The sequence below is a fragment of the Klebsiella terrigena genome (assembly GCF_006539725.1).
Lineage (GTDB): Bacteria > Pseudomonadota > Gammaproteobacteria > Enterobacterales > Enterobacteriaceae > Klebsiella > Klebsiella terrigena.
The window spans coordinates 384,952-406,705 of the sequence record NZ_BJNO01000002.1 but is presented as its reverse complement, the minus strand read 5'-3'; the positions used below and the strand labels follow the sequence as shown (position 1 = coordinate 406,705).

At 57.8% G+C, this 21,754-nt stretch carries 19 protein-coding genes; 11 read left to right on the top strand and 8 right to left on the bottom strand.

Going from position 1 to position 21,754, the window contains the following annotated elements; genetic code table 11:
• Positions 1-25 precede the first annotated feature (25 nt).
• Entirely contained in the window at positions 26-436 is a 411-nt protein-coding gene (locus RTE01_RS04740; protein ID WP_041147588.1) for a pyrimidine (deoxy)nucleoside triphosphate diphosphatase, read from the top strand.
• 308 nt (positions 437-744) lie between these two features.
• The gene (gdhA, locus tag RTE01_RS04735; protein WP_123551298.1) at positions 745-2,088 is read left to right on the top strand and encodes an NADP-specific glutamate dehydrogenase; all 1,344 of its coding nucleotides are present in this window, start codon (positions 745-747) and stop codon (positions 2,086-2,088) included.
• A gap of 84 nt (positions 2,089-2,172) precedes the next feature.
• On the opposite strand, the gene RTE01_RS04730 is transcribed toward gdhA, so the two are convergent.
• Both RTE01_RS04730 and selD read right to left on the bottom strand, forming a co-directional pair.
• Positions 2,173-4,131, bottom strand: coding sequence for a DNA topoisomerase III (locus RTE01_RS04730; protein ID WP_141334738.1), 1,959 nt, complete (start codon positions 4,129-4,131; stop codon positions 2,173-2,175).
• Positions 4,132-4,135: 4 nt separating this feature from the next.
• A complete protein-coding gene (gene selD / locus RTE01_RS04725) occupies positions 4,136-5,179 on the bottom strand; it encodes a selenide, water dikinase SelD (protein ID WP_041145116.1) in 1,044 nt (347 codons plus the stop codon).
• 227 nt (positions 5,180-5,406) lie between these two features.
• Between selD and phoC the strand changes: the two genes are divergently transcribed.
• The gene (phoC, locus tag RTE01_RS04720) at positions 5,407-6,153 is read left to right on the top strand and encodes an acid phosphatase PhoC (protein ID WP_041145115.1); all 747 of its coding nucleotides are present in this window, start codon (positions 5,407-5,409) and stop codon (positions 6,151-6,153) included.
• A 45-nt stretch (positions 6,154-6,198) separates the two neighbouring features.
• Here the strand turns inward: phoC and RTE01_RS04715 are convergent, their stop codons facing one another.
• Positions 6,199-6,750: an NAD(P)H nitroreductase gene (locus RTE01_RS04715; protein ID WP_041145114.1), complete on the bottom strand. Its 552-nt coding sequence runs from the start codon at positions 6,748-6,750 to the stop codon at positions 6,199-6,201.
• Between the two features lie 165 nt (positions 6,751-6,915).
• Between RTE01_RS04715 and sppA the strand changes: the two genes are divergently transcribed.
• The 5 genes from sppA to yajD all read left to right on the top strand — a co-directional run bounded on the left by sppA (position 6,916) and on the right by yajD (position 12,847).
• Entirely contained in the window at positions 6,916-8,769 is a 1,854-nt protein-coding gene (sppA, locus tag RTE01_RS04710) for a signal peptide peptidase SppA (protein ID WP_041145113.1), read from the top strand.
• A 492-nt stretch (positions 8,770-9,261) separates the two neighbouring features.
• Positions 9,262-10,278 carry an asparaginase gene (gene ansA, locus RTE01_RS04705; protein WP_134525647.1) on the top strand — a complete coding sequence of 339 codons (1,017 nt, stop codon included), beginning with the start codon at positions 9,262-9,264 and terminating at the stop codon, positions 10,276-10,278.
• Positions 10,279-10,288: 10 nt separating this feature from the next.
• Positions 10,289-10,930, top strand: a complete 642-nt coding sequence (gene pncA, locus RTE01_RS04700; RefSeq protein WP_041147587.1) for a bifunctional nicotinamidase/pyrazinamidase — start codon at positions 10,289-10,291, stop codon at positions 10,928-10,930.
• A 169-nt stretch (positions 10,931-11,099) separates the two neighbouring features.
• A complete protein-coding gene (locus tag RTE01_RS04695) occupies positions 11,100-12,353 on the top strand; it encodes a glycoside hydrolase family 18 protein (RefSeq protein ID WP_141334736.1) in 1,254 nt (417 codons plus the stop codon).
• 149 nt (positions 12,354-12,502) lie between these two features.
• Positions 12,503-12,847, top strand: coding sequence for an HNH nuclease YajD (yajD, locus tag RTE01_RS04690; RefSeq protein WP_041145110.1), 345 nt, complete (start codon positions 12,503-12,505; stop codon positions 12,845-12,847).
• A 71-nt stretch (positions 12,848-12,918) separates the two neighbouring features.
• Here yajD and RTE01_RS04685 read toward each other — a convergent pair whose 3' ends face one another.
• Positions 12,919-13,194: a YeaC family protein gene (locus RTE01_RS04685; protein WP_041145109.1), complete on the bottom strand. Its 276-nt coding sequence runs from the start codon at positions 13,192-13,194 to the stop codon at positions 12,919-12,921.
• A gap of 44 nt (positions 13,195-13,238) precedes the next feature.
• Positions 13,239-13,652 (bottom strand): peptide-methionine (R)-S-oxide reductase MsrB, encoded by a 414-nt coding sequence (gene msrB / locus RTE01_RS04680; protein ID WP_041145108.1) that lies wholly within the window; start codon positions 13,650-13,652, stop codon positions 13,239-13,241.
• Positions 13,653-13,991: 339 nt separating this feature from the next.
• Between msrB and gapA the strand changes: the two genes are divergently transcribed.
• Together gapA and RTE01_RS04670 are read left to right on the top strand one after the other, a co-directional pair.
• Positions 13,992-14,987, top strand: coding sequence for a glyceraldehyde-3-phosphate dehydrogenase (gene gapA, locus RTE01_RS04675; RefSeq protein ID WP_041145107.1), 996 nt, complete (start codon positions 13,992-13,994; stop codon positions 14,985-14,987).
• An 87-nt stretch (positions 14,988-15,074) separates the two neighbouring features.
• Positions 15,075-15,959, top strand: coding sequence for a D-hexose-6-phosphate mutarotase (locus tag RTE01_RS04670; protein ID WP_041145106.1), 885 nt, complete (start codon positions 15,075-15,077; stop codon positions 15,957-15,959).
• A 92-nt stretch (positions 15,960-16,051) separates the two neighbouring features.
• Here the strand turns inward: RTE01_RS04670 and RTE01_RS04665 are convergent, their stop codons facing one another.
• The 3 genes from RTE01_RS04665 to RTE01_RS04655 all read right to left on the bottom strand — a co-directional run bounded on the left by RTE01_RS04665 (position 16,052) and on the right by RTE01_RS04655 (position 19,300).
• Positions 16,052-17,509, bottom strand: coding sequence for a DASS family sodium-coupled anion symporter (locus RTE01_RS04665; RefSeq protein ID WP_041145105.1), 1,458 nt, complete (start codon positions 17,507-17,509; stop codon positions 16,052-16,054).
• A 98-nt stretch (positions 17,510-17,607) separates the two neighbouring features.
• Positions 17,608-18,462, bottom strand: coding sequence for an aldo/keto reductase (locus RTE01_RS04660; protein ID WP_123551294.1), 855 nt, complete (start codon positions 18,460-18,462; stop codon positions 17,608-17,610).
• A gap of 91 nt (positions 18,463-18,553) precedes the next feature.
• Positions 18,554-19,300, bottom strand: coding sequence for a MipA/OmpV family protein (locus RTE01_RS04655; RefSeq protein ID WP_134525645.1), 747 nt, complete (start codon positions 19,298-19,300; stop codon positions 18,554-18,556).
• Positions 19,301-19,729: 429 nt separating this feature from the next.
• Here RTE01_RS04655 and yeaG point away from each other — a divergent pair, with 429 nt between their 5' ends.
• Positions 19,730-21,664 (top strand): protein kinase YeaG, encoded by a 1,935-nt coding sequence (yeaG, locus tag RTE01_RS04650; protein ID WP_041145102.1) that lies wholly within the window; start codon positions 19,730-19,732, stop codon positions 21,662-21,664.
• Positions 21,665-21,754 lie beyond the last annotated feature (90 nt).

Genomic DNA, 21,754 nt, shown 5'->3' with positions numbered 1-21,754 from the left:
TATCCTTCATGGAACGATGATTCAGATGCTAAAAACCATTGATGTTGTGGCCGCCATTATTGAACGAGACGGCAGCATTCTGCTCGCGCAGCGCCCGCCGCACGCTGACCAGCCGGGAATGTGGGAATTTGCCGGCGGAAAGGTGGAGTCCGGCGAGAGCCAGGCGCAGGCGCTTGCCCGCGAGCTGCAGGAGGAGCTCGGCATCGTCGCCCTTCCCGCCCGCTATATCGCCAGCCATCGGCGGGAGGTCTCCGGCCGGCTGATTCATCTTCACGCCTGGTGGGTGCCCCACTTTAGCGGTACGCCAACCGCGCACTACCACAGCCAGCTGCGCTGGTGCTCGCCGCAGGAAGCCTTAACCTTCAACCTCGCGCCAGCGGATATCCCCCTGCTGGAAGCCTTTATCGCCCAAAGCGCGTCTCTCCTTTCCCGCTAATACCGTCAGGCCGCCGTCATCGTTTTTAGTTATGACAACCGGCGGATTATAAATTTTGCTTTCAGGATAACTTTTCCTTGCTTGCCTAACGATTGCTGGTGTTATAGTCGGAAAATCGGCTTTTTCAAGGGCCGAATCATAATAAATATCCATAAAATCATTCAGGTTGCATCGAGGCGGCAAGAGAGTCGTTCTCCGGCAGCTTACGCGAGTAAGCGCACGGGGTAAGCGAGCGCTGCAGCGCCGGGAGGCGGGCTGAAGGATGACATGTATAAACGCAACCACAACTATAAGGGGAAGTTATATCTATGGATCAGACGTGCACTCTGGAAGGTTTTCTCGCCCGCGTTCAACAGCGCGATCCTCATCAAACCGAATTTGCTCAGGCCGTCCGCGAGGTGATGACCACCCTGTGGCCTTTCCTTGAGGAAAATCCGCGCTATCGCCAGCTCAATTTGCTGGAACGTTTGGTTGAACCGGAGCGGGCTATCCAGTTCCGCGTCGTATGGGTTGATGACCGTAATCAGGTTCAGGTTAACCGCGCCTGGCGCGTGCAGTTCAACTCCGCTATCGGCCCGTACAAGGGCGGCATGCGCTTCCACCCGTCGGTCAACCTGTCGATCCTCAAATTCCTCGGCTTCGAGCAAACGTTCAAAAACGCCCTGACCACCCTGCCTATGGGCGGCGGTAAAGGCGGCAGCGACTTCGACCCGAAAGGAAAGAGCGACGGCGAAGTGATGCGCTTCTGCCAGTCGCTGATGACCGAACTGTATCGTCACTTAGGCCCGGACACCGACGTACCGGCTGGCGATATCGGGGTGGGCGGTCGCGAAGTGGGCTTTATGGCCGGGATGATGCGTAAGCTCTCCAACAACAGCGCCTGCGTCTTCACCGGCAAAGGGCTCTCCTTTGGCGGCAGCCTGATTCGCCCGGAAGCAACCGGCTATGGTCTGGTCTACTTCACCGAAGCGATGCTTAAACGCCACGGTCTGGGCTTCGAAGGGATGCGCGTAGCGGTTTCCGGCTCCGGTAACGTTGCCCAGTACGCCATCGAAAAAGCCATGGAGCTTGGCGCGCGCGTCATTACCGCCTCCGACTCCAGCGGAACCGTGGTCGATGAAGCGGGCTTTACCCCAGAGAAGCTGGCGCGCCTGTGCGAAATTAAAGCCAGCCGCGACGGTCGCGTGGCCGACTACGCCCGCGAGTTTGGCCTGCAGTATCTCGAAGGCCAGCAGCCGTGGTCCGTGCCGGTGGATATTGCGCTGCCGTGCGCCACGCAAAACGAACTGGACGTTGACGCCGCCCGCCTGCTGATCGCCAACGGCGTGAAGGCCGTGGCCGAAGGCGCCAATATGCCGACCACCATCGCGGCAACCGATCTGTTCCTCGAAGCCGACGTGCTGTTCGCGCCGGGTAAAGCCGCTAACGCCGGCGGCGTAGCGACTTCCGGTCTCGAAATGGCGCAGAACGCCGCGCGAATGAGCTGGAAAGCAGAGAAGGTTGACGCTCGCCTGCACCACATCATGCTCGATATTCACCACGCCTGCGTGGAGTACGGCGGCGAAGCGAAGCAGACTAACTACGTGCGCGGCGCCAACATCGCCGGCTTCGTTAAGGTCGCCGATGCGATGCTGGCACAGGGTGTGATTTAATCCGCTGACTCTCCCGGGTCGCGCTTTTCCGGGAGAGCCGCTGACGGAGCCCAACGAAAAAGACCCCGCCTGCGGGGTCTTTGATTATGGATTGTCGGCAGGCGCATCCGCCGCCGGCTTCTTGCCCTTGCCCTTGGCCTTCGCCCCTGGCTTGCCTTTACTGAACGCTTTCTTAGCGCCACCCGGCGCAACGATACCGCGGAACTGACGCGCGGGCGTGCTGCGCGCCTGGTCGATAAGCTGATACAGCGTTCCCACCAGCGGCTGCATAAAGTCCTGATAGCGGCACTGCTTTTCGCTGATTTGCGTCAGCACCGATTCCCAGTGCGCGGTCATATCCGGCCGAGCGGCCATTTCGGGCAGGGAGTGGATCAGCGCCCGTCCCGCGTCCGACGAGTGGATATAGCGCCCTTTCTTGACTAAAAAGCCGCGCTTAAACAACAGCTCAATAATTCCGGCGCGGGTCGCCTCGGTGCCCAGACCGTCGGTGGCGCGCAGGATCTTCTTCAGATCCTTATCCTGCACGAAGCGGGCAATCCCGGTCATCGCAGAGAGCAGCGTCGCGTCGGTAAAATAGCGCGGCGGCTGGGTTTGCCGCTCCACCACTTCGCCCTTCTCACACAGCAGCTCATCGTCTTTCGCCACCACCGGCAGCGGCGTACCGTCGTTCTCTTCGTCGCGCTCTTTATTACCCAGCAGCGCCCGCCAGCCAGCCTCGGCGAGGAAGCGCGCCTTGGCGACAAACTTGCCGTTGGCGATTTCAAGGTCAATCTGGCATTTGCGGAACACCGCGTCCGGGCAAAACTGCATCAGGTACTGACGCGCGATCAGGCCGTAGACCTTGATCTCGTTCTCCGTCAGCCGCACCTGGCTGCTGCGCGCGGTGGGAATGATGGCATGGTGCGCATCAACCTTTTTATCGTCCCAGCAGCGGTTGCGGATCCCCGGGTTAACCGCCGGCTGGGGCAGTAAATCCGGCGCGTGGACGCCAATGGCGTTGAGTACCGTATGGCGACCGGCGAAATGCTCCTCCGGCAGGTAGCGGCTGTCCGAACGCGGGTAGGTGATAAGCTTGTGGGTCTCGTAGAGCTTCTGGCAAATATCCAGCACGTTTTGCGCGCTGAAGCCAAAACGCTTTGCGGCCTCAATCTGCAGCGCAGAGAGCGAAAACGGCAGCGGAGCGGGCTCCGAATCCCGCTTATCGTTGTAGGCGGTGACCAGCGCCGGCTGGCCGGTAATTCGCGCGACGACGTGTTCGGCCAGCGGGCGATGCAGGAGGCGTCCTTCATCATCCTGCCAGGATTCGCAGGCATCGCTCGGCTGCCAGGTCGCGACAAAGCGCTCGTCCTGGGGAGTGACGATATGCGCTTTCACGTCGAAGAAATCCTTCGCCACAAAGTTCTCGATCTCTTCATCACGGCGCACCACCAGCCCGAGCACCGGCGTCTGCACGCGCCCGACCGAGAGCACGCCCTGATAGCCCGCGTTGCGCCCGAGCAGCGTGTAGGCGCGGGTCATGTTGATCCCGTACAGCCAGTCGGCGCGCGCGCGGGCCAGCGCCGATACGCAGAGCGGAATAAATTCGCTGTTGGCGCGCAGGCGAGAAATCGCCCGCTCAACCGCCTGCGGGTTAAGATCGTTTATCAGGCAGCGCTGCACCTGCTGACGCTTTTCCGGCGCCAGCTGCAGATAGTCGAGAACTTCATCCACCAGCAACTGACCTTCTCTGTCCGGGTCACCGGCGTGGATCACCTCCTCGGCGTCGCCCAGCAGCCGCTTGATAACGTTAAGCTGTTTGCTGACCGAGGGTTTCGGCTGTAGCTGCCACTTATCCGGGACGATGGGCAGATCGACCAAGTTCCAGCGCGCGTAGCGCCCGTCGTAGACATCCGGCTGCGCCTGCTCCAGCAGATGGCCAATACACCAGGTGACCACCTGCCCGTTGCCGCACTCAATATAGCCGTCACCCTTGCGATGCGGCTTGGGTAACACCTCGGCGATGGCGCGGCCGAGGCTCGGTTTTTCTGCAATAAACAGCCGCATGTAATCAACGGATCTCGATCATGGGGCGTCCGCCGCGGGCGGTAACCAGCTCGCCGATAGCGGCCAGCGTCACGCCGGACGCCTCTGCCGCCGCGCGGACCTCGGCTTCAGCTTCCGGCGAGACCGCCAGCAGCAGGCCGCCGGAGGTTTGCGGATCGCACAGCAGATCGCGCCACTCCGCGGGCATTTCGCCCATCAGATGGCCGTAGCTGGCGAAATTGCGTCCGGTGCCGCCGGGAACCGCGCCGGCGAGAATGTACTCCTCCACGCCCGGCAGTTTGGGGATGTCGGCATAGTTCAGCTGCGCCTGTACGCCCGCCCCGCGGCACACCTCGCTCAGGTGGCCAAGCAGGCCAAAGCCGGTGACGTCGGTCATCGCCTTCACGCCGTCGATATTGGCAAACGCGGCGCCAGCGAGGTTCATCTGACACATGGTTTCGGTAGCCAGCCCCTGATGCTCAGGCTTGAGCAGCGATTTTTTCTCGGCGGTGGTCAGCACGCCGATCCCCAGCGGTTTGCTGAGGAACAGCCGGCATCCCGCCTCGGCGGTGCTGTTTTTCTTGATCCGCTCGGTGGGCACCACGCCGGTCACCGCGAGGCCAAAAATCGGCTCCGGCGCGTCAATGGAGTGGCCGCCGGCCAGCGCGATCCCCGCCTGCTGGCAGGCAAAGCGGCCGCCGTCAACCACTTCACGAGCGATTTCCGGCGCCAGGGTATTAATCGGCCAGCCGAGGATCGCTATCGCCATAATCGGCCTGCCGCCCATGGCGAAAATATCGCTGATGGCGTTAGTCGCGGCAATGCGGCCAAAGTCGAACGGGCTGTCGACAATCGGCATAAAGAAGTCGGTGGTGCTGATGATGGACGTGCCATTGCCCAGGTCGTAGACCGCCGCATCGTCGCTGGTTTCGTTGCCCACCAGCAGATTGGGGTCAATAAATTTTGCCTGGTCACTTTTAAGGATAGTTTCCAGCACTTTAGGGGAAATTTTACACCCGCAACCGGCTCCGTGGCTGTATTGCGTTAAACGAATAGCTTGCTCGCTCATGGACATCTCCTGTCATTGCAATCCCGCTATGGTAGCGCCCAAACGTCAAGGTGGTAAGTACGACAGTCTGAAATCGCGAATAGTTGCTCATTAAGCAGACAAATATGCGATTTTGCGATAGAGAACAATTTTTTCAGCGTCATTTTAACTTTAACTAAAAGATGACAGAAATGTGACAGTAAAACGTTCTGCTCTCTCTGGAGTGATAACAACGAAAGGAAATTTTGATGAAAAAGCGCGTTCTCGCCCTTTGCCTGGCAGGCCTCTTCTCCGTTAACGCTTTTGCCCTGACGGCAACGGGTAACGATGCCACGACTAAACCTGACCTCTACTACCTGAAAAATGCTCAGGCCATCGATAGCCTGGCGCTCCTGCCGCCGCCGCCGGAAGTGGGCAGCATCGCCTTTTTAAACGATCAGGCGATGTATGAAAAAGGACGTCTGCTGCGGGCCACCGAGCGCGGTAAGCTGGCGGCAGAGGACGCAAACCTCAGCGCAGGCGGCGTGGCGAACGCCTTCTCCGGCGCATTCGGCTCCCCGATCACCGAAAAGGACGCGCCGGCGCTGCACAAGCTGCTGACCAATATGATTGAAGATGCCGGCGACCTGGCGACCCGCGGGGCGAAAGAGAAGTACATGCGCATTCGTCCGTTCGCGTTTTACGGCGTCGCCACCTGCAACACCACCGAGCAGGATAAGCTGTCGAAGAATGGCTCCTATCCTTCCGGCCATACCTCTATCGGCTGGGCCACGGCGCTGGTGCTGGCCGAAGTTAACCCGCAGCGGCAGAATGAGATTCTCAAGCGCGGCTACGAGCTCGGCGAGAGCCGGGTGATCTGCGGCTATCACTGGCAAAGTGACGTCGACGCCGCGCGCATTGTCGGCTCGGCGGTCGTCGCGACGCTGCATACCAACCCGGCTTTCCAGCAGCAGCTGCAGAAAGCGAAAGATGAGTTTGCTAAGCAGCAGAAGTAGCGCCTGAAGCAGCCCGGCGGCAGTCGCCTGCCGGGCAATTTATCCTCAGAAACGCACGACGAACGGCGCGGTGTCGGCCAGAGCGATGCTGGTTGATGCCTTCAGCTGCGGCGTACCCAGATAGAGGAAACCGACAATCTTATCCTGCTCGCGGCAGGCAAACCCTTCACGCACGATGGCGCTTTCGGTTAACGCTCCGCTGCGCCAGATACCGTTGAATCCCTGAGCAACCGCGGCCATCTGCATCGCCATAACCGCACAGCCCGCCGACATCTCCTGCTCCCACTTAGGCACCTTGGGGTGATCCTCGCAGCGGGCAACCACGGTAATAATCAGCGGCGCCCGGAACGGCGCGCTGCGCGCTTTCTCGACGCCCTTTTCATCCTGTCCGGCCGCAACGGCGCCTTTTTCCAACAGCTGGCTGAAGCGCTCGCGCCCTTCATCGGCAATAATAAAGAACCGCCACGGCTGTAAGGTCCCGTGATCCGGGGCGCGCAGGCCGGCGCGCAGGATATTTTCCAGCTGTTCGCCGGCCGGGGCTGGTTCAGCCAGGCGCGAGGCGCTGCGGCGGTTAATCAGTAGGTCGAGAGCATCCATCTATGTGACTCCTGTGAGGTTATTTTTCATAAAATTAACATGCACACGAATTTTGTTACAGCCCGACGGGTGATTCCTGCTGACAAGCGCCGATGGTCTCTTTAGGATAGCCAGACGCGGCAGCCCCTGCGGTTAGCCCACTTTTGATAATGTTAGGGAGAATACATGCGAACCCTTTGGCGACTGATTGCCGGATTTTTTAAATGGACGTGGCGAGTACTTAATTTTGTTCGTCAGCTCGCGCTGAACCTGGTTTTCCTGCTGCTGGTGCTGGTTTGCTTCGGCATCTGGGCGCAGTTCAGCAGCACCACTACCGAGCATGCCGCCCGCGGCGCGCTGCTGATGAATATCACCGGCGTGGTGGTCGACAAGCCTTCAGCCAGCAGCAAGCTTGGGGTCATTGGCCGTCAGCTGTTTGGCGCCAGCTCCGATCGCCTGCAGGAAAACTCGCTGTTTGATATCGTACAAACCATCCGTCAGGCCAAAGACGACCGTAATATCACGGGTATCGTGCTGGATCTGAAAAATTTTGCCGGCGGTGACCAGCCGTCGATGCAGTACATCGGTAAAGCGCTGCGCGAATTCCGCGATAGCGGCAAGCCGGTCTACGCCGTCGGCAGCAGCTACAGCCAGGGGCAGTACTATCTGGCAAGCTTCGCCAATAAAATTTGGCTCTCGCCGCAGGGCGAAGTCGATCTGCACGGTTTTGCCACTAACGGCCTGTACTACAAATCGCTGCTCGACAAGCTGAAGGTCTCAACCCACGTTTTCCGCGTCGGCACCTACAAGTCAGCGGTCGAGCCGTTTATCCGCGACGATATGTCTCCTGCCGCCCGTGAAGCCGACGGCCGCTGGATAGGCGAGCTGTGGCAGAACTATCTCAATACCATCGCTGCCAACCGGCAGATCACCGCCCAGCAGCTCTTCCCCGGCGCTCAGGGCGTGCTCGACGGCCTGCGTAAGGTCGATGGTGATACGGCGAAATACGCCCTGGACAGCAAGCTGGTTGACGAGCTGGCAACCTCCACCGACATCGAAAAGGCGCTGACCAAACAGTTTGGCTGGAGCAAGGCGGATAACAACTATCGCGCCATCAGCTATTACGATTACAGCGTTAAGACGCCTTCCGACCAGGGCGCCTCGATTGCGGTTATCTTCGCCAACGGCGCGATCATGGACGGTGAAGAAACGCCGGGCAACGTCGGCGGCGATACCACCGCGGCCCAGATCCGCGATGCGCGCCTCGATCCGAAGGTGAAAGCCATCGTGCTGCGCGTTAACAGCCCCGGCGGCAGCGTCAGCGCTTCGGAAGTGATTCGCGAAGAGCTGGCGGCGGCGAAAGCGGCAGGCAAACCGGTGGTGGTTTCCATGGGCGGCATGGCAGCCTCCGGCGGCTACTGGATCTCTACCCCTGCGGACTACATCGTGGCGAACCCGAGCACCCTCACCGGTTCAATCGGCATCTTTGGCGTGATCAACACCGTTGAAAACACCCTCGGCTCTATCGGCGTGCATACCGACGGCGTATCAACGTCGCCGCTGGCGGATGTTTCCACCACCAAATCATTGCCGCCAGAAGTGCAGCAGATGATGCAGATGAGCATTGAGAACGGCTATAAGCGCTTTATTACTCTGGTGGCTAACGCGCGTAAGAGTACGCCGGAGAAAGTTGACCAGATTGCCCAAGGCCACGTCTGGACCGGTGAAGATGCCAAAGCCAACGGCCTGGTGGATAGCCTCGGCGACTTCGATGACGCGGTGGCGAAAGCCGCTGAGCTGGCGAAGCTGAAGCAGTGGCACATCGACTACTACCAGGAAGATCCGACCTTCTTCTCAATGGTGGTTGATAGCCTGACCGGCTCCGTTCGCGCCTCTCTGCCGACGGCGCTGCAGGCCTGGCTGCCTGCGCCCGTCGCGGCCGCCGCTAATGCGGTGAAAGCCGAAAGCGACAAGCTGGCGGCGTTTAACGATCCGCAGAACCGCTACGCCTTCTGCTTAACCTGCGCCAATATCCGCTAGCCCTCCTCGTTCGACAGCAAACCCCGGCCACAGGCCGGGGTGAGCAAATCCAACCAACATATCTGCATTCAAGTTAACGGGTATACCCTAAATAATTCCGGCTGCAAGATGACGGCAAGTGGCCGAATCCCCGGGAGCATAGGCCACTATGTGACCGGGGCGAGCATACGCAGCCACCACATCTGTAACCCGAATAACGGATATACCCTAAATAATTCGAGTTGCAGAAAGGCGGCAAGTGAGCGAATCCCCGAGAGCACAGGCCACGGGGCGAGCATACGCAGCCAGCACATCTGTAACCCGAATAACGGGTATACCCTAAATAATTCGAGTTGCAGAAAGGCGGCAAGTGAGCGAATCCCCGGGAGCATAGGCCACTATGTGACTGGGGTGAGCAAGCGCCGCCAACGCATCTGCAGCTCGAAGTATGACGGGTATTTTTTTCGCGACCACTTTATACTGCGCCTGTCTACGTACAACCTAAGCGATGTTATGCAAAAGAAATCGATTTACGTTGCCTACACCGGTGGGACCATCGGTATGCAGCGCTCCGAACACGGCTATATCCCCGTTTCCGGCCACCTGCAGCGTCAGCTCGCACTGATGCCTGAGTTCCACCGTCCGGAGATGCCGGACTTTACCATTCACGAATATGCCCCGCTGATGGATTCGTCCGATATGACGCCGGAGGACTGGCAGCATATCGCGGAAGACATCCGCGCCCACTATGATGAGTATGATGGCTTCGTGATCCTCCACGGCACCGACACCATGGCGTTTACCGCCTCGGCGCTGTCGTTCATGCTGGAGAATCTGGGCAAGCCGGTAATTGTGACAGGGTCACAAATCCCGCTGGCAGAGCTGCGCTCCGACGGGCAGATCAATCTGCTGAACGCGCTGTACGTTGCCGCGAACTATCCGATTAACGAAGTGGCGCTGTTTTTCAACAACTGCCTCTATCGCGGCAACCGCACCACCAAAGCCCATGCCGACGGCTTCAACGCCTTTGCTTCGCCTAACCTGGCGCCGCTGCTGGAGGCCGGGATCCACATTCGCCGCCTCGGGACGCCGCCGGCACCGCACGGCGTGGGCGAGCTGATCGTGCACCCGATTACGCCGCAGCCGATCGGCGTGGTGACGATTTACCCGGGGATCTCCGCCGACGTGGTGCGCAACTTCCTCCGTCAGCCGGTGAAGGCGCTGATCCTGCGCTCTTACGGCGTCGGTAACGCCCCGCAGAACGGCGAGTTTATTCAGGTTCTGACCGAAGCCAGCCAGCGCGGGATTGTGGTCATTAACCTGACGCAGTGTATGTCCGGCAAGGTCAACATGGGGGGCTATGCCACCGGCAACGCCCTCGCCCAGGCGGGCGTGATCGGCGGTTTCGATATGACCGTCGAGGCGACGCTGACCAAGCTGCACTACCTGCTGAGCCAGAATCTGGACGTTGAGGCCATTCGCCGCCTGATGCAGGAAAACCTGCGCGGCGAGCTGACTCCCGATGAGTAAGGAGCTGATGATGACCAATCGAGCACTGCTGCTGGTTGATTTACAAAATGATTTTTGCGCGGGCGGCGCGCTCGCCGTGCCGCAGGGCGATAGCACCGTTGATGTCGCCAACCGGCTGATCGACTGGAGCCTGGCGCGCGGCGAAATCGTGGTCGCCAGCCAGGACTGGCATCCGGCAAACCACGGCAGCTTCGCCAGCCAGCACCAGGCCGAGCCCTACTCGCAGGGTGAGCTCGACGGGCTGGCGCAGACCTTCTGGCCGGATCACTGCGTGCAGCACAGCGCCGGCGCAGAGCTGCATCCGCTGCTTAAGCAGCAGGATATCGCCGCCGTGTTCCACAAGGGCGAAAACCCGGCGATTGATAGCTATAGCGCCTTTTTCGACAACGGCCATCGCCACAAAACTCAGCTTGACGACTGGCTGCGCGCGCGCGGGATCGCCGAGCTTATCGTGCTGGGTCTGGCGACCGACTACTGCGTCCAGTTTACGGTGCTCGATGCGCTCAACCTCGGATATCGCGTTAACGTGATTACTGACGGCTGTCGCGGCGTCAATATCCAGCCGCAGGACAGCGCCCACGCCTTTATGGCCATGGCCGCCGCCGGCGCGACGCTCTATACCCTCAGCGACTGGCTGGAAACCCAGGCCTGACCCCTCGCCCGAGGCCGCCGCTTCGGGCCACTCCCTTGCGCTTCCTCTGCGCGATTCATTGAGCTAACTCGCAGATTCAACAGGCTATTGCTGATAGTGTGGGCGGGCTATTTTTTCGCCACGCCATTCCGTGGCGTGTTTGCTTTTTTAATGTCAAAGAGGATCGTCCATGAAACTTTTGCCTTTGCTGGCAGCATTACCCCTGCTTTGCGCTTCTGCAGTCTCAGCTCAAACCCTGATGTCCGTCGGCTACTTTAACGGCGGCGGCGACGTGACCGCCGGTCCGGGCGGCGACATCGATAAGCTGGACGTGCGCCAGATCACCCACCTCAACTACTCCTTTGGCCTGGTCTACAACGACGAAAAGGATGAAACCAACGCGGCGCTAAAAGACCCTGCCCGCCTGCATCAGATTTGGCTGTCGCCAAAAGTGCAGGCTGATTTACGCAAAATCCCCGCCCTGCGCCAGCAGAACCCGGAGCTGAAGGTTCTGCTCTCCGTTGGCGGCTGGGGCGCACGCGGCTTTTCCGGCGCAGCGGCCAGCGAGGAGAGCCGCGCGACGTTTATCCGCTCGGCGCAGGAGATCGTCGCGCAGTATGGCCTCGACGGTATCGACCTCGACTGGGAGTATCCGGTCAACGGCGCGTGGGGACTGGTCGCCAGCCAGCCTGCCGATCGCGATAACTTCACCGCCCTGCTGAAGGAGCTGCGTGGCGCATTTGGCCATAAAAAGCTGGTGACCATCGCCGTGGGTGCCAACGCCGAAAGCCCTAAAAGCTGGGTCGATGTCAAAGCTATCGCCCCGCTGCTGGATTACATCAACCTGATGACCTACGACATGGCCTACGGCACCCAGTACTTCAACTCGAATCTGTACGATTCAACGCGCTGGCCGACGGTGGCGGCAGCGGATAAGTACAGCGCCGATTTTGTGGTTAATAACTATCTTGCCGCCGGTTTAAAGCCGAGCCAGATGAACCTCGGCATCGGTTTCTATGGCCGGGTGCCAAAACGGGCGGTTGAGCCGGGTATCGACTGGAGCAAACCCGATGCGCAGAAAAATCCCGTCACCCAGCCGTACTTCGGCAGCGAGCAGATCGCGCTGTTCAAATCTCTCGGCTTCGATCTGAGCAAAGATACCTACGTGAAGTACAACGATATCGTCGCGAAGCTGCTTAACGATCCGCACAAGCGCTTTAGCGAGCACTGGGATGAGCAGGCGAAGGTGCCGTGGCTGTCGGTGCAGTCGGCGGACGGCAAGGCGCTGTTTGCGCTCTCCTACGAAAACCCGCGCTCCGTGGCCCTCAAGGCCGACTATATCAAGAGTAAGGGGCTGGCAGGGGCGATGTTCTGGGAGTACGGCGCTGACGAGCAAAATCAGCTGGCTAAACAGCTGGCAGAGTCGTTAGGCATTAAGCACTAGCCTGCGGACCGTTACGGCCCCGCAGCGCGGGACTCGGCGCTCTGGAGGAGATGAGGTGTGTCGCGTCCTGGGATAGGTTATGATTGTTGCAATCGGCTGCGCCAGGCTTTGGCGCAGCTTTTCATTTGCTACAGGAGGCATGGGGCTTTATGGCTTTTATCCCCAAAAACTACGCCCGTCTGGAAGTCGGTTATCGCGAAAAGGCGCTAAAACTCTTCCCGTGGGTCTGCGGACGCTGTTCCCGTGAATTTGTCTATTCGAACCTGCGTGAGCTGACCGTGCACCATATCGATCACGATCACGGCAACAACCCGGAAGATGGCAGTAACTGGGAGATGCTGTGCCTGTACTGTCACGACCACGAGCACTCCAAGTACACGGAAGCCGATCAGTATGGCTCAACGGTGGTGGCGGGCGAAGACGCGCAGAAGAGCGTCGGTGAGGCGAAATATAACCCGTTTGCCGATCTTAAAGCGATGATGAACAAGAAGTAACCGGTTCGTAAAGCTTCAGCGCCCGGCGGCGAAACCCGCCGGGCCTGCGTAAGCATCCCCGCGCGAGCCGCTCAGGATTTAAACGTCGCAATAGGTTCTGGCGTAATGCCAAACTCCACCTTCAGCTGCTGCTTGCTCTTCATCACCATCTGCCCGTTGGTATCAATCGTCATATGCTGGGCCTGGACGTTGTGTCGCGCCTGCCACAGCATCACCAGCTGCAGGCTGTTCTCTTTCTGTTCCGGGGTTAGCGCCACCCCATCCGGCCATTTTCCCAGCTCTACCGCCGTAGCCAGACGCTGATAAACTTCCGGGGTCATACTGTCGATAATTTGCTCGATATCCATCGTCCGCTCAACTCCGCATTGGAATAATTTGCTGAATCGTTTCTCTAACCCTTGATCTGCTCGCCGTTATCATCGTCGTTGAAGCTTAACGACGCCGAATTTACGCAAAAACGCTCGCCGGTCGGCTGCGGACCATCCGGGAAGACGTGCCCAAGGTGAGCATCGCATTTGCCGCAGCGAATTTCCGTGCGCTGCATACCGTGGGAGTAATCATTCAGGTAGCGAATAGCCTCATCGCTCACCGGCTCAAAAAAGCTCGGCCAGCCGCAGCCTGAATCGTACTTGGTTTGCGAGTGAAACAGCGCCGCGTCGCACACCAGGCAGTGGTAGACGCCGTCTCGCTTGTTGTGGAGCAGTCGGCCGGTGAACGGCGGCTCGGTGCCGTGATTCTGCGTCACGTAAAACTGCATCTCGCTCAACTCTTTTTTGAGCTCGTCCGAGGAGGGTTTATTCGACATGTGCATGCTTCTCGCTGTGAAAGGACAACTTTAACTGCTCGATTCTAACAAAACATTAACAATGAAGCGTGGACTTTTGTTCTAAACTTATTCGATGCCGATGGGCAGCTAGATAATTGTGATGCAAATCACATTTTTATCTTTAACGACCTTTAAAATTCCGCGCGCAGTCCCCATATGGAATTGGGCTCAAAGGGAGAGTGAGGCAAATCGATCGCGCAAAGGTGTGCTCAGGATTGATTTGTCGCAATGATTGACACGATTCCGCTTGACGCTGCGTAAGGTTTTTGTAATTTTACAGGCAACCTTTTATTCACTAACAAATAGCTGGTGGAATATATGACTATCAAAGTAGGTATCAACGGTTTTGGCCGTATCGGTCGCATTGTTTTCCGTGCTGCTCAAGAACGTTCTGACATCGAGATCGTTGCAATCAACGACCTGTTAGACGCTGACTACATGGCTTACATGCTGAAGTATGACTCCACTCACGGCCGTTTCAACGGTACCGTTGAAGTGAAAGACGGTCATCTGGTCGTTAACGGTAAAAAAATCCGTGTTACCGCTGAACGCGATCCGGCTAACCTGAAGTGGGACGAAGTAGGCGTTGACGTCGTTGCTGAAGCAACTGGTCTGTTCCTGACTGACGAAACCGCTCGTAAACACATCACTGCTGGCGCGAAAAAAGTCGTTCTGACTGGCCCGTCCAAAGACAACACTCCGATGTTTGTTAAAGGCGCTAACTTTGACAAATACGAAGGCCAGGACATCGTTTCTAACGCATCCTGCACCACTAACTGCCTGGCACCGCTGGCTAAAGTTATCAACGACAACTTCGGCATCGTCGAAGCGCTGATGACCACCGTTCACGCGACCACCGCAACTCAGAAAACCGTTGATGGCCCGTCTCACAAAGACTGGCGCGGCGGCCGCGGCGCATCCCAGAACATCATCCCGTCCTCTACCGGTGCTGCTAAAGCAGTTGGTAAAGTACTGCCAGAACTGAATGGCAAACTGACCGGTATGGCGTTCCGCGTTCCTACTCCGAACGTATCCGTTGTTGACCTGACCGTTCGTCTGGAAAAAGCTGCTTCTTATGAAGAAATTAAGAAAGCAATCAAAGCTGCTTCCGAAGGCGCAATGAAAGGCGTTCTGGGCTACACCGAAGACGACGTTGTATCTACCGATTTCAACGGCGAAGTTTGCACTTCCGTGTTCGATGCTAAAGCGGGTATCGCACTGAACGACAACTTCGTGAAACTGGTTTCCTGGTACGACAACGAAACTGGTTACTCCAACAAAGTTCTGGACCTGATCGCTCACATCTCCAAATAAGTTGAGATGAGAACCTGATCCAAAAAGGCGACTTCGGTCGCCTTTTTTTATGGCTTAACTCAGTACCTGCACACCAAGGATTGCACCATGATTAACAAAATATTTGCTCTCCCGGTTATTGAACAAGTTACCCCTACCCTCTCCCGCCGCCAGCTTGACGATCTCGAGCTGATTGTCGTTGACCATCCGCTGGTCAAAGCCTCCGTCGCCTACCAGGGCGCGCACCTGCTCTCCTGGAAACCGGCCGGAGAAGAAGAGGTGCTGTGGCTGAGCGGGAACACGCCGTTTAAAACCGGCGTCGCGCTGCGCGGCGGCGTGCCTGTCTGCTGGCCGTGGTTTGGTCCGTCGGCACAGCAGGGCCTTCCCTCCCACGGTTTCGCCCGCAATCTGCCGTGGACGCTGAAGGGCCATGATGAAGATGAAAGCGGCGTGATGCTGACCTTCGAACTGAAAAGCAGCGATAAGACCCGTCAGTACTGGCCGCACGAATTTACGCTGTACGCGCGCTTCAAGCTGGGTAAAACCTGCGAAATCGAACTGGAAGCGCACGGCGAATTTGAAACCACCTCCGCCCTGCACAGCTACTTCAACGTTGGGGATATCGCGGCGGTGAAGGTCAGCGGCCTCGGCGATCGCTATATCGATAAGGTGAACAACGCCCAGGAAGGCGTGCTGAGCAACGGCGAAGAGACCTTCCCGGATCGCACCGACCGCGTCTATCTCAACGCGGATGCCTGCAGCGTTATCCACGACGGCGCGCTGAACCGCAGCATTGACGTTGTCCATCATCATCACCACAACGTGGTGGGCTGGAACCCAGGCCCGGCGCTGTCCGTGAGCATGGGCGATATGCCGGACGACGGCTACAAAACCTTCGTTTGCGTCGAAACCTGCTGCGTTACCGAGCCGCAGAAAGCCAGCGAAGAGAAGCCGTCTCGCCTGGCGCAGACTATTCGCGTCACGCGGCGCTAAAACCGCAGCGCTTCCTGAGCCACAGACGCAGGATCAAAAACAGGGCGCAATGGCCCTGTTTTTTTACGCATGACGCCGCAGGCGCTGCGGCGTTACCAGAACCCCACCAGCTTCATCCACGCGCCCCCCAGCACCAGCCAGATGAGAATAGACGCCACCGACACCACGAAACTGACGCCCCACCACTGACCCGCGGTGTTATAGCCGGAGCCAAACAGAGCAGGCCCCGGGCCGCCAGAGTACTGCGTCAGGCCCATCGACAGGTTAGAGGTATAGCCCAGCACCAGGGCGGCGAACAGCGGCGGTACGCCGACGGAAACGGCAACGGCCAGAAACGCCAGATACATCGCGGAAATATGCGCCATCGCCGACGCGAAGAAGTAGCGGGTATAGAAATAGACCAGCACCAGCAGTAAAAACACCGTTATCCATGCAAAGTGGCCGACGTAGCCGACAATTCGCTCAGATATCCAGCTAATCATGCCGTATTTATTGAGCGCGTTGGCCATCATCACCAGCACGGCAAACCAGAACATCGTATCCCAGGCCGTTTTTTCTTCGATGATATTTTTCCACGACATAATATTGCTGACCAGCAGCACCATCAGCCCAATAAACGCGGAAAGGGTGGCGGGAATGGCAAAGAAAATGTCGCCCACCGTCCAGAGCAGGATCAGCAGGACAAAATCAAGCGCGAGGATTTTTTCCGCCAGCGACATCGGCCCCATCTTGCGCAGCTCTTCTCTGGCGATCGCCGGGATTTCCGGCGTTTTCTTCAGCTGCGGCGGATAAATAGCGTACAGCACCAGCGGCAGCAGGATCAGCGAGGCGATCCCCGGCACGATCGCGCCGACAAACCAGGTCGTCCAGGTGATTTCAATGCCCTGGCTTCTCGCCAGTTCGGCGATCAGCGGGTTACCCGCCATCGCCGTTAAAAACATCGTACAGACAATGGCGTCAATCTGAGAAACGCAGAGCATTAAAAAGGCGCCGGCTTTTCTGGCCGTTGGGCCGGGCTCCGACTGGTAGGCAGTGGCAATGGACTGCGTGATCGGATACATAATGCCGCCGCCCCTCGCCGATGCCGAGGGAATGCCCGGCCCGAGGACCACGTCAGAGAGAGCCAGACCATAGGCGACGCCCAGCATGCTTGAACCGCATTTGGAAATAAACCACAGCGCCACCCGCTTGCCCAGCCCGGTCTTAATCACCGCCCGGGAGATAAACATCGCGATACCAATCAACCAGATCGTACCGTTGGCAAAGCCGGACAGCGCCGCGACTTTGTCGCTCTTGCCCGGCGAGAGAGGCGTTACCCCTAAAAATGCGGAGACGATCAGCGCGATCATCGTCACCGCCCCCATCGGCATTACCTTCAGGATGATGGCAAAGATCGTTGCGGTAAAAATAGCAAACATTTGCCATGCGTGAATGGCTAACCCATCGGGGGGAGGGATAAACCAGATAAGTGCGCCGAACAGGATTGTCAGGGCGGCTTTCCAGAGGGGAAAAGCCAGCTTCACGTCCAGGGGTTTGTTAGGTTCAGTCATGTGATTCTCCTTTTTCTTTTATCTTTAGGAGGAGAAGCACGGCTGAGCATTGATATCCATCAACGAATCACGTAGATACCGTTACAAAATCAGCACCCTTACACCATATCTAAGGGCGTTTTGCGCCCCGGCGCCGGAAAGGCCTGTTCCATCACCGCGATATCGTTCTCATCGAGCACCAACTCAAGCGCGGCAGCGTTCTCTTTGACGTGGGCAATGCTCCCGGCTTTTGGGATCGCCATCACCCCTTCGTGGCTGATGATCCACGCCAGCAGGAGCTGCGCGACCGTGACGCCCTTTTCCCGCGCCAGGCCGTTGAGAGCGGGATGATTCATGAGACCGTCGCGCAGGCGACCGGCCTGAGCCAGCGGGCTGTAGGCCATCACCGGCAGCTGCTGCTGCTGACACCACGGCAGCAGATCGTATTCAATGCCGCGCGATGCCAGATGGTACAGCACCTGGTTGGTCGCACAGCGTCTGCCGCCGGGCACCTGCCACAGCGCCTGCATATCGTCGGTATCGAAGTTGGAGACGCCCCAGCGGCGAATTTTGCCCTGGGCAACCAGCGCCTCCATCGCCTCGACGGTTTCGGCCAGCGGGAACTCCCCCGGCCAGTGCAGCAGATAGAGATCGAGATAATCACTCTTCAGGCGACGCAGGCTGGCTTCACAGGCCTCGCGCATTTTGTGCCCGCCGGCGTGCCAGGGATAGACTTTGGACACCAGCGTCACGCGGTCGCGCAGGCCGTGAATCGCCTCGCCCACCACCTCTTCCGCCCCGCCGTCGGCGTACATTTCGGCGGTATCGATAACCGTCAGCCCGAGCTCAACGCCCGCTCGCAGTGCAGCCGCTTCCTGCGCACGATGCGCGCTGCTTTGCCCCATATACCAGGTTCCCTGCCCGATGGCGGGAACCGCCTGCTGGTCGCCGAAACGGCGCATTTTTACGCTCATCGCTACCTCCTGTTAATCTTGCACCACCGCAATGCAAAACAGGGCATTACGCCCTGTTTTGATGCACAGATATCTCTATAAAGATGCACTATCAGAAAGTGTAGGTGATCCCGGTAGAAATCAGGCCGCTCCAGGATTTGTCCACCATCGGGCTGTCGGTGATTTCGTCGGACAGACGGGTGTAGCGCGCCACGCCGTACACGCTCCAGTCGCCGAGGAAGCGATAGTTTGCCGACAGTTCGAGATACGGGTTCCAGCTGCTATCCGGGTCGTAGCTGCGCAGGCCGCTGCGCTCGGATTCGCGCTTCGAGATGCCGTAGTAGTATTCGTTCTGGTTGTCGCTGCTCCACTCCATACCGATACCCGGCGTTAAGGTCAGGTTGCCGTTGGTATAGCGATAGAGCCAGGCCATGTCCCAGGTAATGCCGTTGCTTTTGTCCAGCGTGTCGCCGGCCAGCACCGTACGCAGGAAGCCATACTGGGTATTGTGCACGTAGGAGAGCCCGGCCATCATCGTCGTTTTACGCCGATCCAGCTTACGCATCTGCTCGCTGTCGCTGTCGCCGGGCTTAAAGTACATCGGCGACCAGTAGGCGGTAACCGACAGCTTATCGGTCTCGTCATTCCATAAATAGTAACCGCCGCCTAAGCCGCGGAACCAAAAGTTATCGCTTTCGTAGCTGATAGCCGGCACCGGGTAAACGTCAACGTCATATTGCTTATACGGGCTTTCGACGATACCCACGCCGGCCCCCAGCGTTAACTTCCCGTCGGCGTGCGCTGCCGAGACACAAGCCAAAAGACACACGCCTGGTGCCAGAGATTTGATCTTCTTCACAATCCATATTCCCGTTTGTCAAATAATCCGCGCAGGCAGTTTAACGTCGTAGGCCTCATGCCTCAAATTCTTTACCCGTCATTACAAAAAATGACTCACTCTCTCGTCAATTCGCGAGCCCGCACCTGCGGCTTCATGACAACAGGATGAAGGTCCCTGGCAAGACGTGCGAAATAGCGGCCTTTTTTAGGATGAGTTATTGATATGTCATTGAAATTGATTTTTCGCTGCATGCAAGTTTTCTAAATGCATCTACGCTTTAATTTAGAAGGCGTCATTGCAGGGCGCGTTATCTTAATCTCGTCGACAACCTGGCATAAGGGTTGCTGGAGAATCAGTAGACGTCGCGCTCTGCTTACCTCTTCCGGGAGCACCCACTATTCATATGAACGCTCTCAACTTGTGCTAAATACGAAAGGACGGCATGCCATGAATATATTCGATCACTATCGCCAGCGTTATGAAGCTGCCAAGGACGAAGAGTTCACACTGCAGGAGTTTCTTACCATCTGCCGGCAAGATCGCAGTGCTTATGCCAACGCGGCAGAAAGGCTACTGATGGCCATTGGTGAACCCGCAATGGTCGATACGGCCCTGGAGCCAAGGCTGTCCCGTCTCTTTTCAAACCGGGTTGTCGCACGCTATCCGGCATTTGAAGAGTTTTACGGCATGGAAGATGCCATTGAGCAGATCGTTTCTTACCTGAAGCATGCCGCACAAGGTCTGGAAGAGAAGAAACAGATTCTGTATCTGCTGGGGCCGGTGGGCGGCGGTAAATCATCCCTTGCCGAGCGTCTGAAATCATTAATGCAGCGCGTACCCGTTTACGTGCTGAGCGCCAACGGCGAGCGCAGCCCGGTGAACGACCACCCGCTGTGCCTGTTTAATCCGCAGGAAGATGCGCAGATCCTCGATAAGGAATATGGCGTACCGACCCGCTATCTCGGCACCATTATGTCGCCGTGGGCGGCCAAGCGCCTGCATGAGTTTGGCGGCGATATCACCAAATTCCGCGTCATCAAGGTGTGGCCGTCGATTCTGGAGCAGGTTGCCATCGCCAAAACCGAACCCGGCGATGAGAACAACCAGGATATCTCGGCCCTGGTCGGTAAGGTTGATATTCGCAAGCTCGAGCACTACGCGCAGAACGATCCGGATGCCTACGGCTACTCCGGCGCCCTGTGCCGCGCCAACCAGGGGATTATGGAATTCGTCGAGATGTTCAAAGCGCCGATTAAGGTGCTGCATCCGCTGCTGACCGCGACCCAGGAAGGCAACTATAATGGCACAGAAGGGATCTCCGCCCTGCCGTTTAACGGGATTATCCTCGCGCACTCGAACGAATCTGAGTGGGTGACCTTCCGTAATAACAAAAACAATGAGGCCTTCCTCGACCGCGTCTATATCGTCAAGGTGCCTTATTGCCTGCGCATTTCCGAAGAGATGCGTATCTATGAAAAACTGCTCAACAACAGCGAACTGACCCACGCGCCTTGCGCCCCAGGCACTCTTGAAACGCTGTCGCGCTTCTCGATTCTGTCGCGCCTGAAAGAGCCGGAAAACTCGAGCATTTACTCTAAAATGCGCGTCTATGACGGTGAGAGCCTGAAAGATACCGACCCGAAAGCGAAATCCTACCAGGAGTATCGCGACTATGCCGGCGTCGATGAAGGCATGAACGGTCTCTCCACCCGCTTCGCCTTTAAAATACTGTCGCGGGTATTTAACTTCGATCACGCCGAGGTTGCCGCTAACCCGGTGCATCTGTTCTACGTCCTCGAGCAGCAAATCGAACGCGAGCAGTTCCCGCAGGAGCAGTCGGAGCGCTACCTCGAGTTCCTCAAAGGCTACCTGATCCCGAAATACGCCGAGTTTATCGGCAAAGAGATCCAGACCGCCTATCTCGAATCCTACTCCGAATACGGGCAGAACATTTTTGACCGTTATGTCACCTATGCGGATTTCTGGATTCAGGATCAGGAGTACCGCGATCCGGATACCGGCCAGCTGTTTGACCGTGAATCGCTGAACGCGGAGCTGGAAAAAATTGAAAAACCGGCGGGGATCAGCAACCCGAAAGACTTCCGTAACGAGATAGTCAACTTCGTGCTGCGCGCCAGAGCAAATAACAGCGGACGCAACCCGAACTGGACCAGCTACGAAAAACTGCGCACGGTTATTGAGAAGAAGATGTTCTCCAATACCGAAGAGCTGCTGCCGGTTATTTCGTTCAACGCCAAAACCTCTACCGACGAGCAGAAAAAGCACGACGACTTCGTCGACCGGATGATGGAGAAAGGCTACACACGTAAGCAGGTACGTCTGCTGTGCGAATGGTATTTGCGGGTACGTAAATCGTCCTGACGTACGGCAAGCCCGCTCGCAGCGGGGTAAGACAGAGAGACCAGCAATTCGAGTTGCAGGGAGCTCCGGACGTTTACTCAGGTAAACGTC

Excerpts from the sequence above, each read along its gene's own strand:
- RTE01_RS04740 (WP_041147588.1), top strand. The coding sequence starts at position 26 with ATGCTAAAAACCATTGATGTTGTGGCCGCCATTATTGAACGAGACGGC.
- gdhA (WP_123551298.1), top strand. The coding sequence starts at position 745 with ATGGATCAGACGTGCACTCTGGAAGGTTTTCTCGCCCGCGTTCAACAG.
- RTE01_RS04730 (WP_141334738.1), bottom strand. The coding sequence starts at position 4,131 with ATGCGGCTGTTTATTGCAGAAAAACCGAGCCTCGGCCGCGCCATCGCC.
- selD (WP_041145116.1), bottom strand. The coding sequence starts at position 5,179 with ATGAGCGAGCAAGCTATTCGTTTAACGCAATACAGCCACGGAGCCGGT.
- phoC (WP_041145115.1), top strand. The coding sequence starts at position 5,407 with ATGAAAAAGCGCGTTCTCGCCCTTTGCCTGGCAGGCCTCTTCTCCGTT.
- RTE01_RS04715 (WP_041145114.1), bottom strand. The coding sequence starts at position 6,750 with ATGGATGCTCTCGACCTACTGATTAACCGCCGCAGCGCCTCGCGCCTG.
- sppA (WP_041145113.1), top strand. The coding sequence starts at position 6,916 with ATGCGAACCCTTTGGCGACTGATTGCCGGATTTTTTAAATGGACGTGG.
- ansA (WP_134525647.1), top strand. The coding sequence starts at position 9,262 with ATGCAAAAGAAATCGATTTACGTTGCCTACACCGGTGGGACCATCGGT.
- pncA (WP_041147587.1), top strand. The coding sequence starts at position 10,289 with ATGACCAATCGAGCACTGCTGCTGGTTGATTTACAAAATGATTTTTGC.
- RTE01_RS04695 (WP_141334736.1), top strand. The coding sequence starts at position 11,100 with ATGAAACTTTTGCCTTTGCTGGCAGCATTACCCCTGCTTTGCGCTTCT.
- yajD (WP_041145110.1), top strand. The coding sequence starts at position 12,503 with ATGGCTTTTATCCCCAAAAACTACGCCCGTCTGGAAGTCGGTTATCGC.
- RTE01_RS04685 (WP_041145109.1), bottom strand. The coding sequence starts at position 13,194 with ATGGATATCGAGCAAATTATCGACAGTATGACCCCGGAAGTTTATCAG.
- msrB (WP_041145108.1), bottom strand. The coding sequence starts at position 13,652 with ATGTCGAATAAACCCTCCTCGGACGAGCTCAAAAAAGAGTTGAGCGAG.
- gapA (WP_041145107.1), top strand. The coding sequence starts at position 13,992 with ATGACTATCAAAGTAGGTATCAACGGTTTTGGCCGTATCGGTCGCATT.
- RTE01_RS04670 (WP_041145106.1), top strand. The coding sequence starts at position 15,075 with ATGATTAACAAAATATTTGCTCTCCCGGTTATTGAACAAGTTACCCCT.
- RTE01_RS04665 (WP_041145105.1), bottom strand. The coding sequence starts at position 17,509 with ATGACTGAACCTAACAAACCCCTGGACGTGAAGCTGGCTTTTCCCCTC.
- RTE01_RS04660 (WP_123551294.1), bottom strand. The coding sequence starts at position 18,462 with ATGAGCGTAAAAATGCGCCGTTTCGGCGACCAGCAGGCGGTTCCCGCC.
- yeaG (WP_041145102.1), top strand. The coding sequence starts at position 19,730 with ATGAATATATTCGATCACTATCGCCAGCGTTATGAAGCTGCCAAGGAC.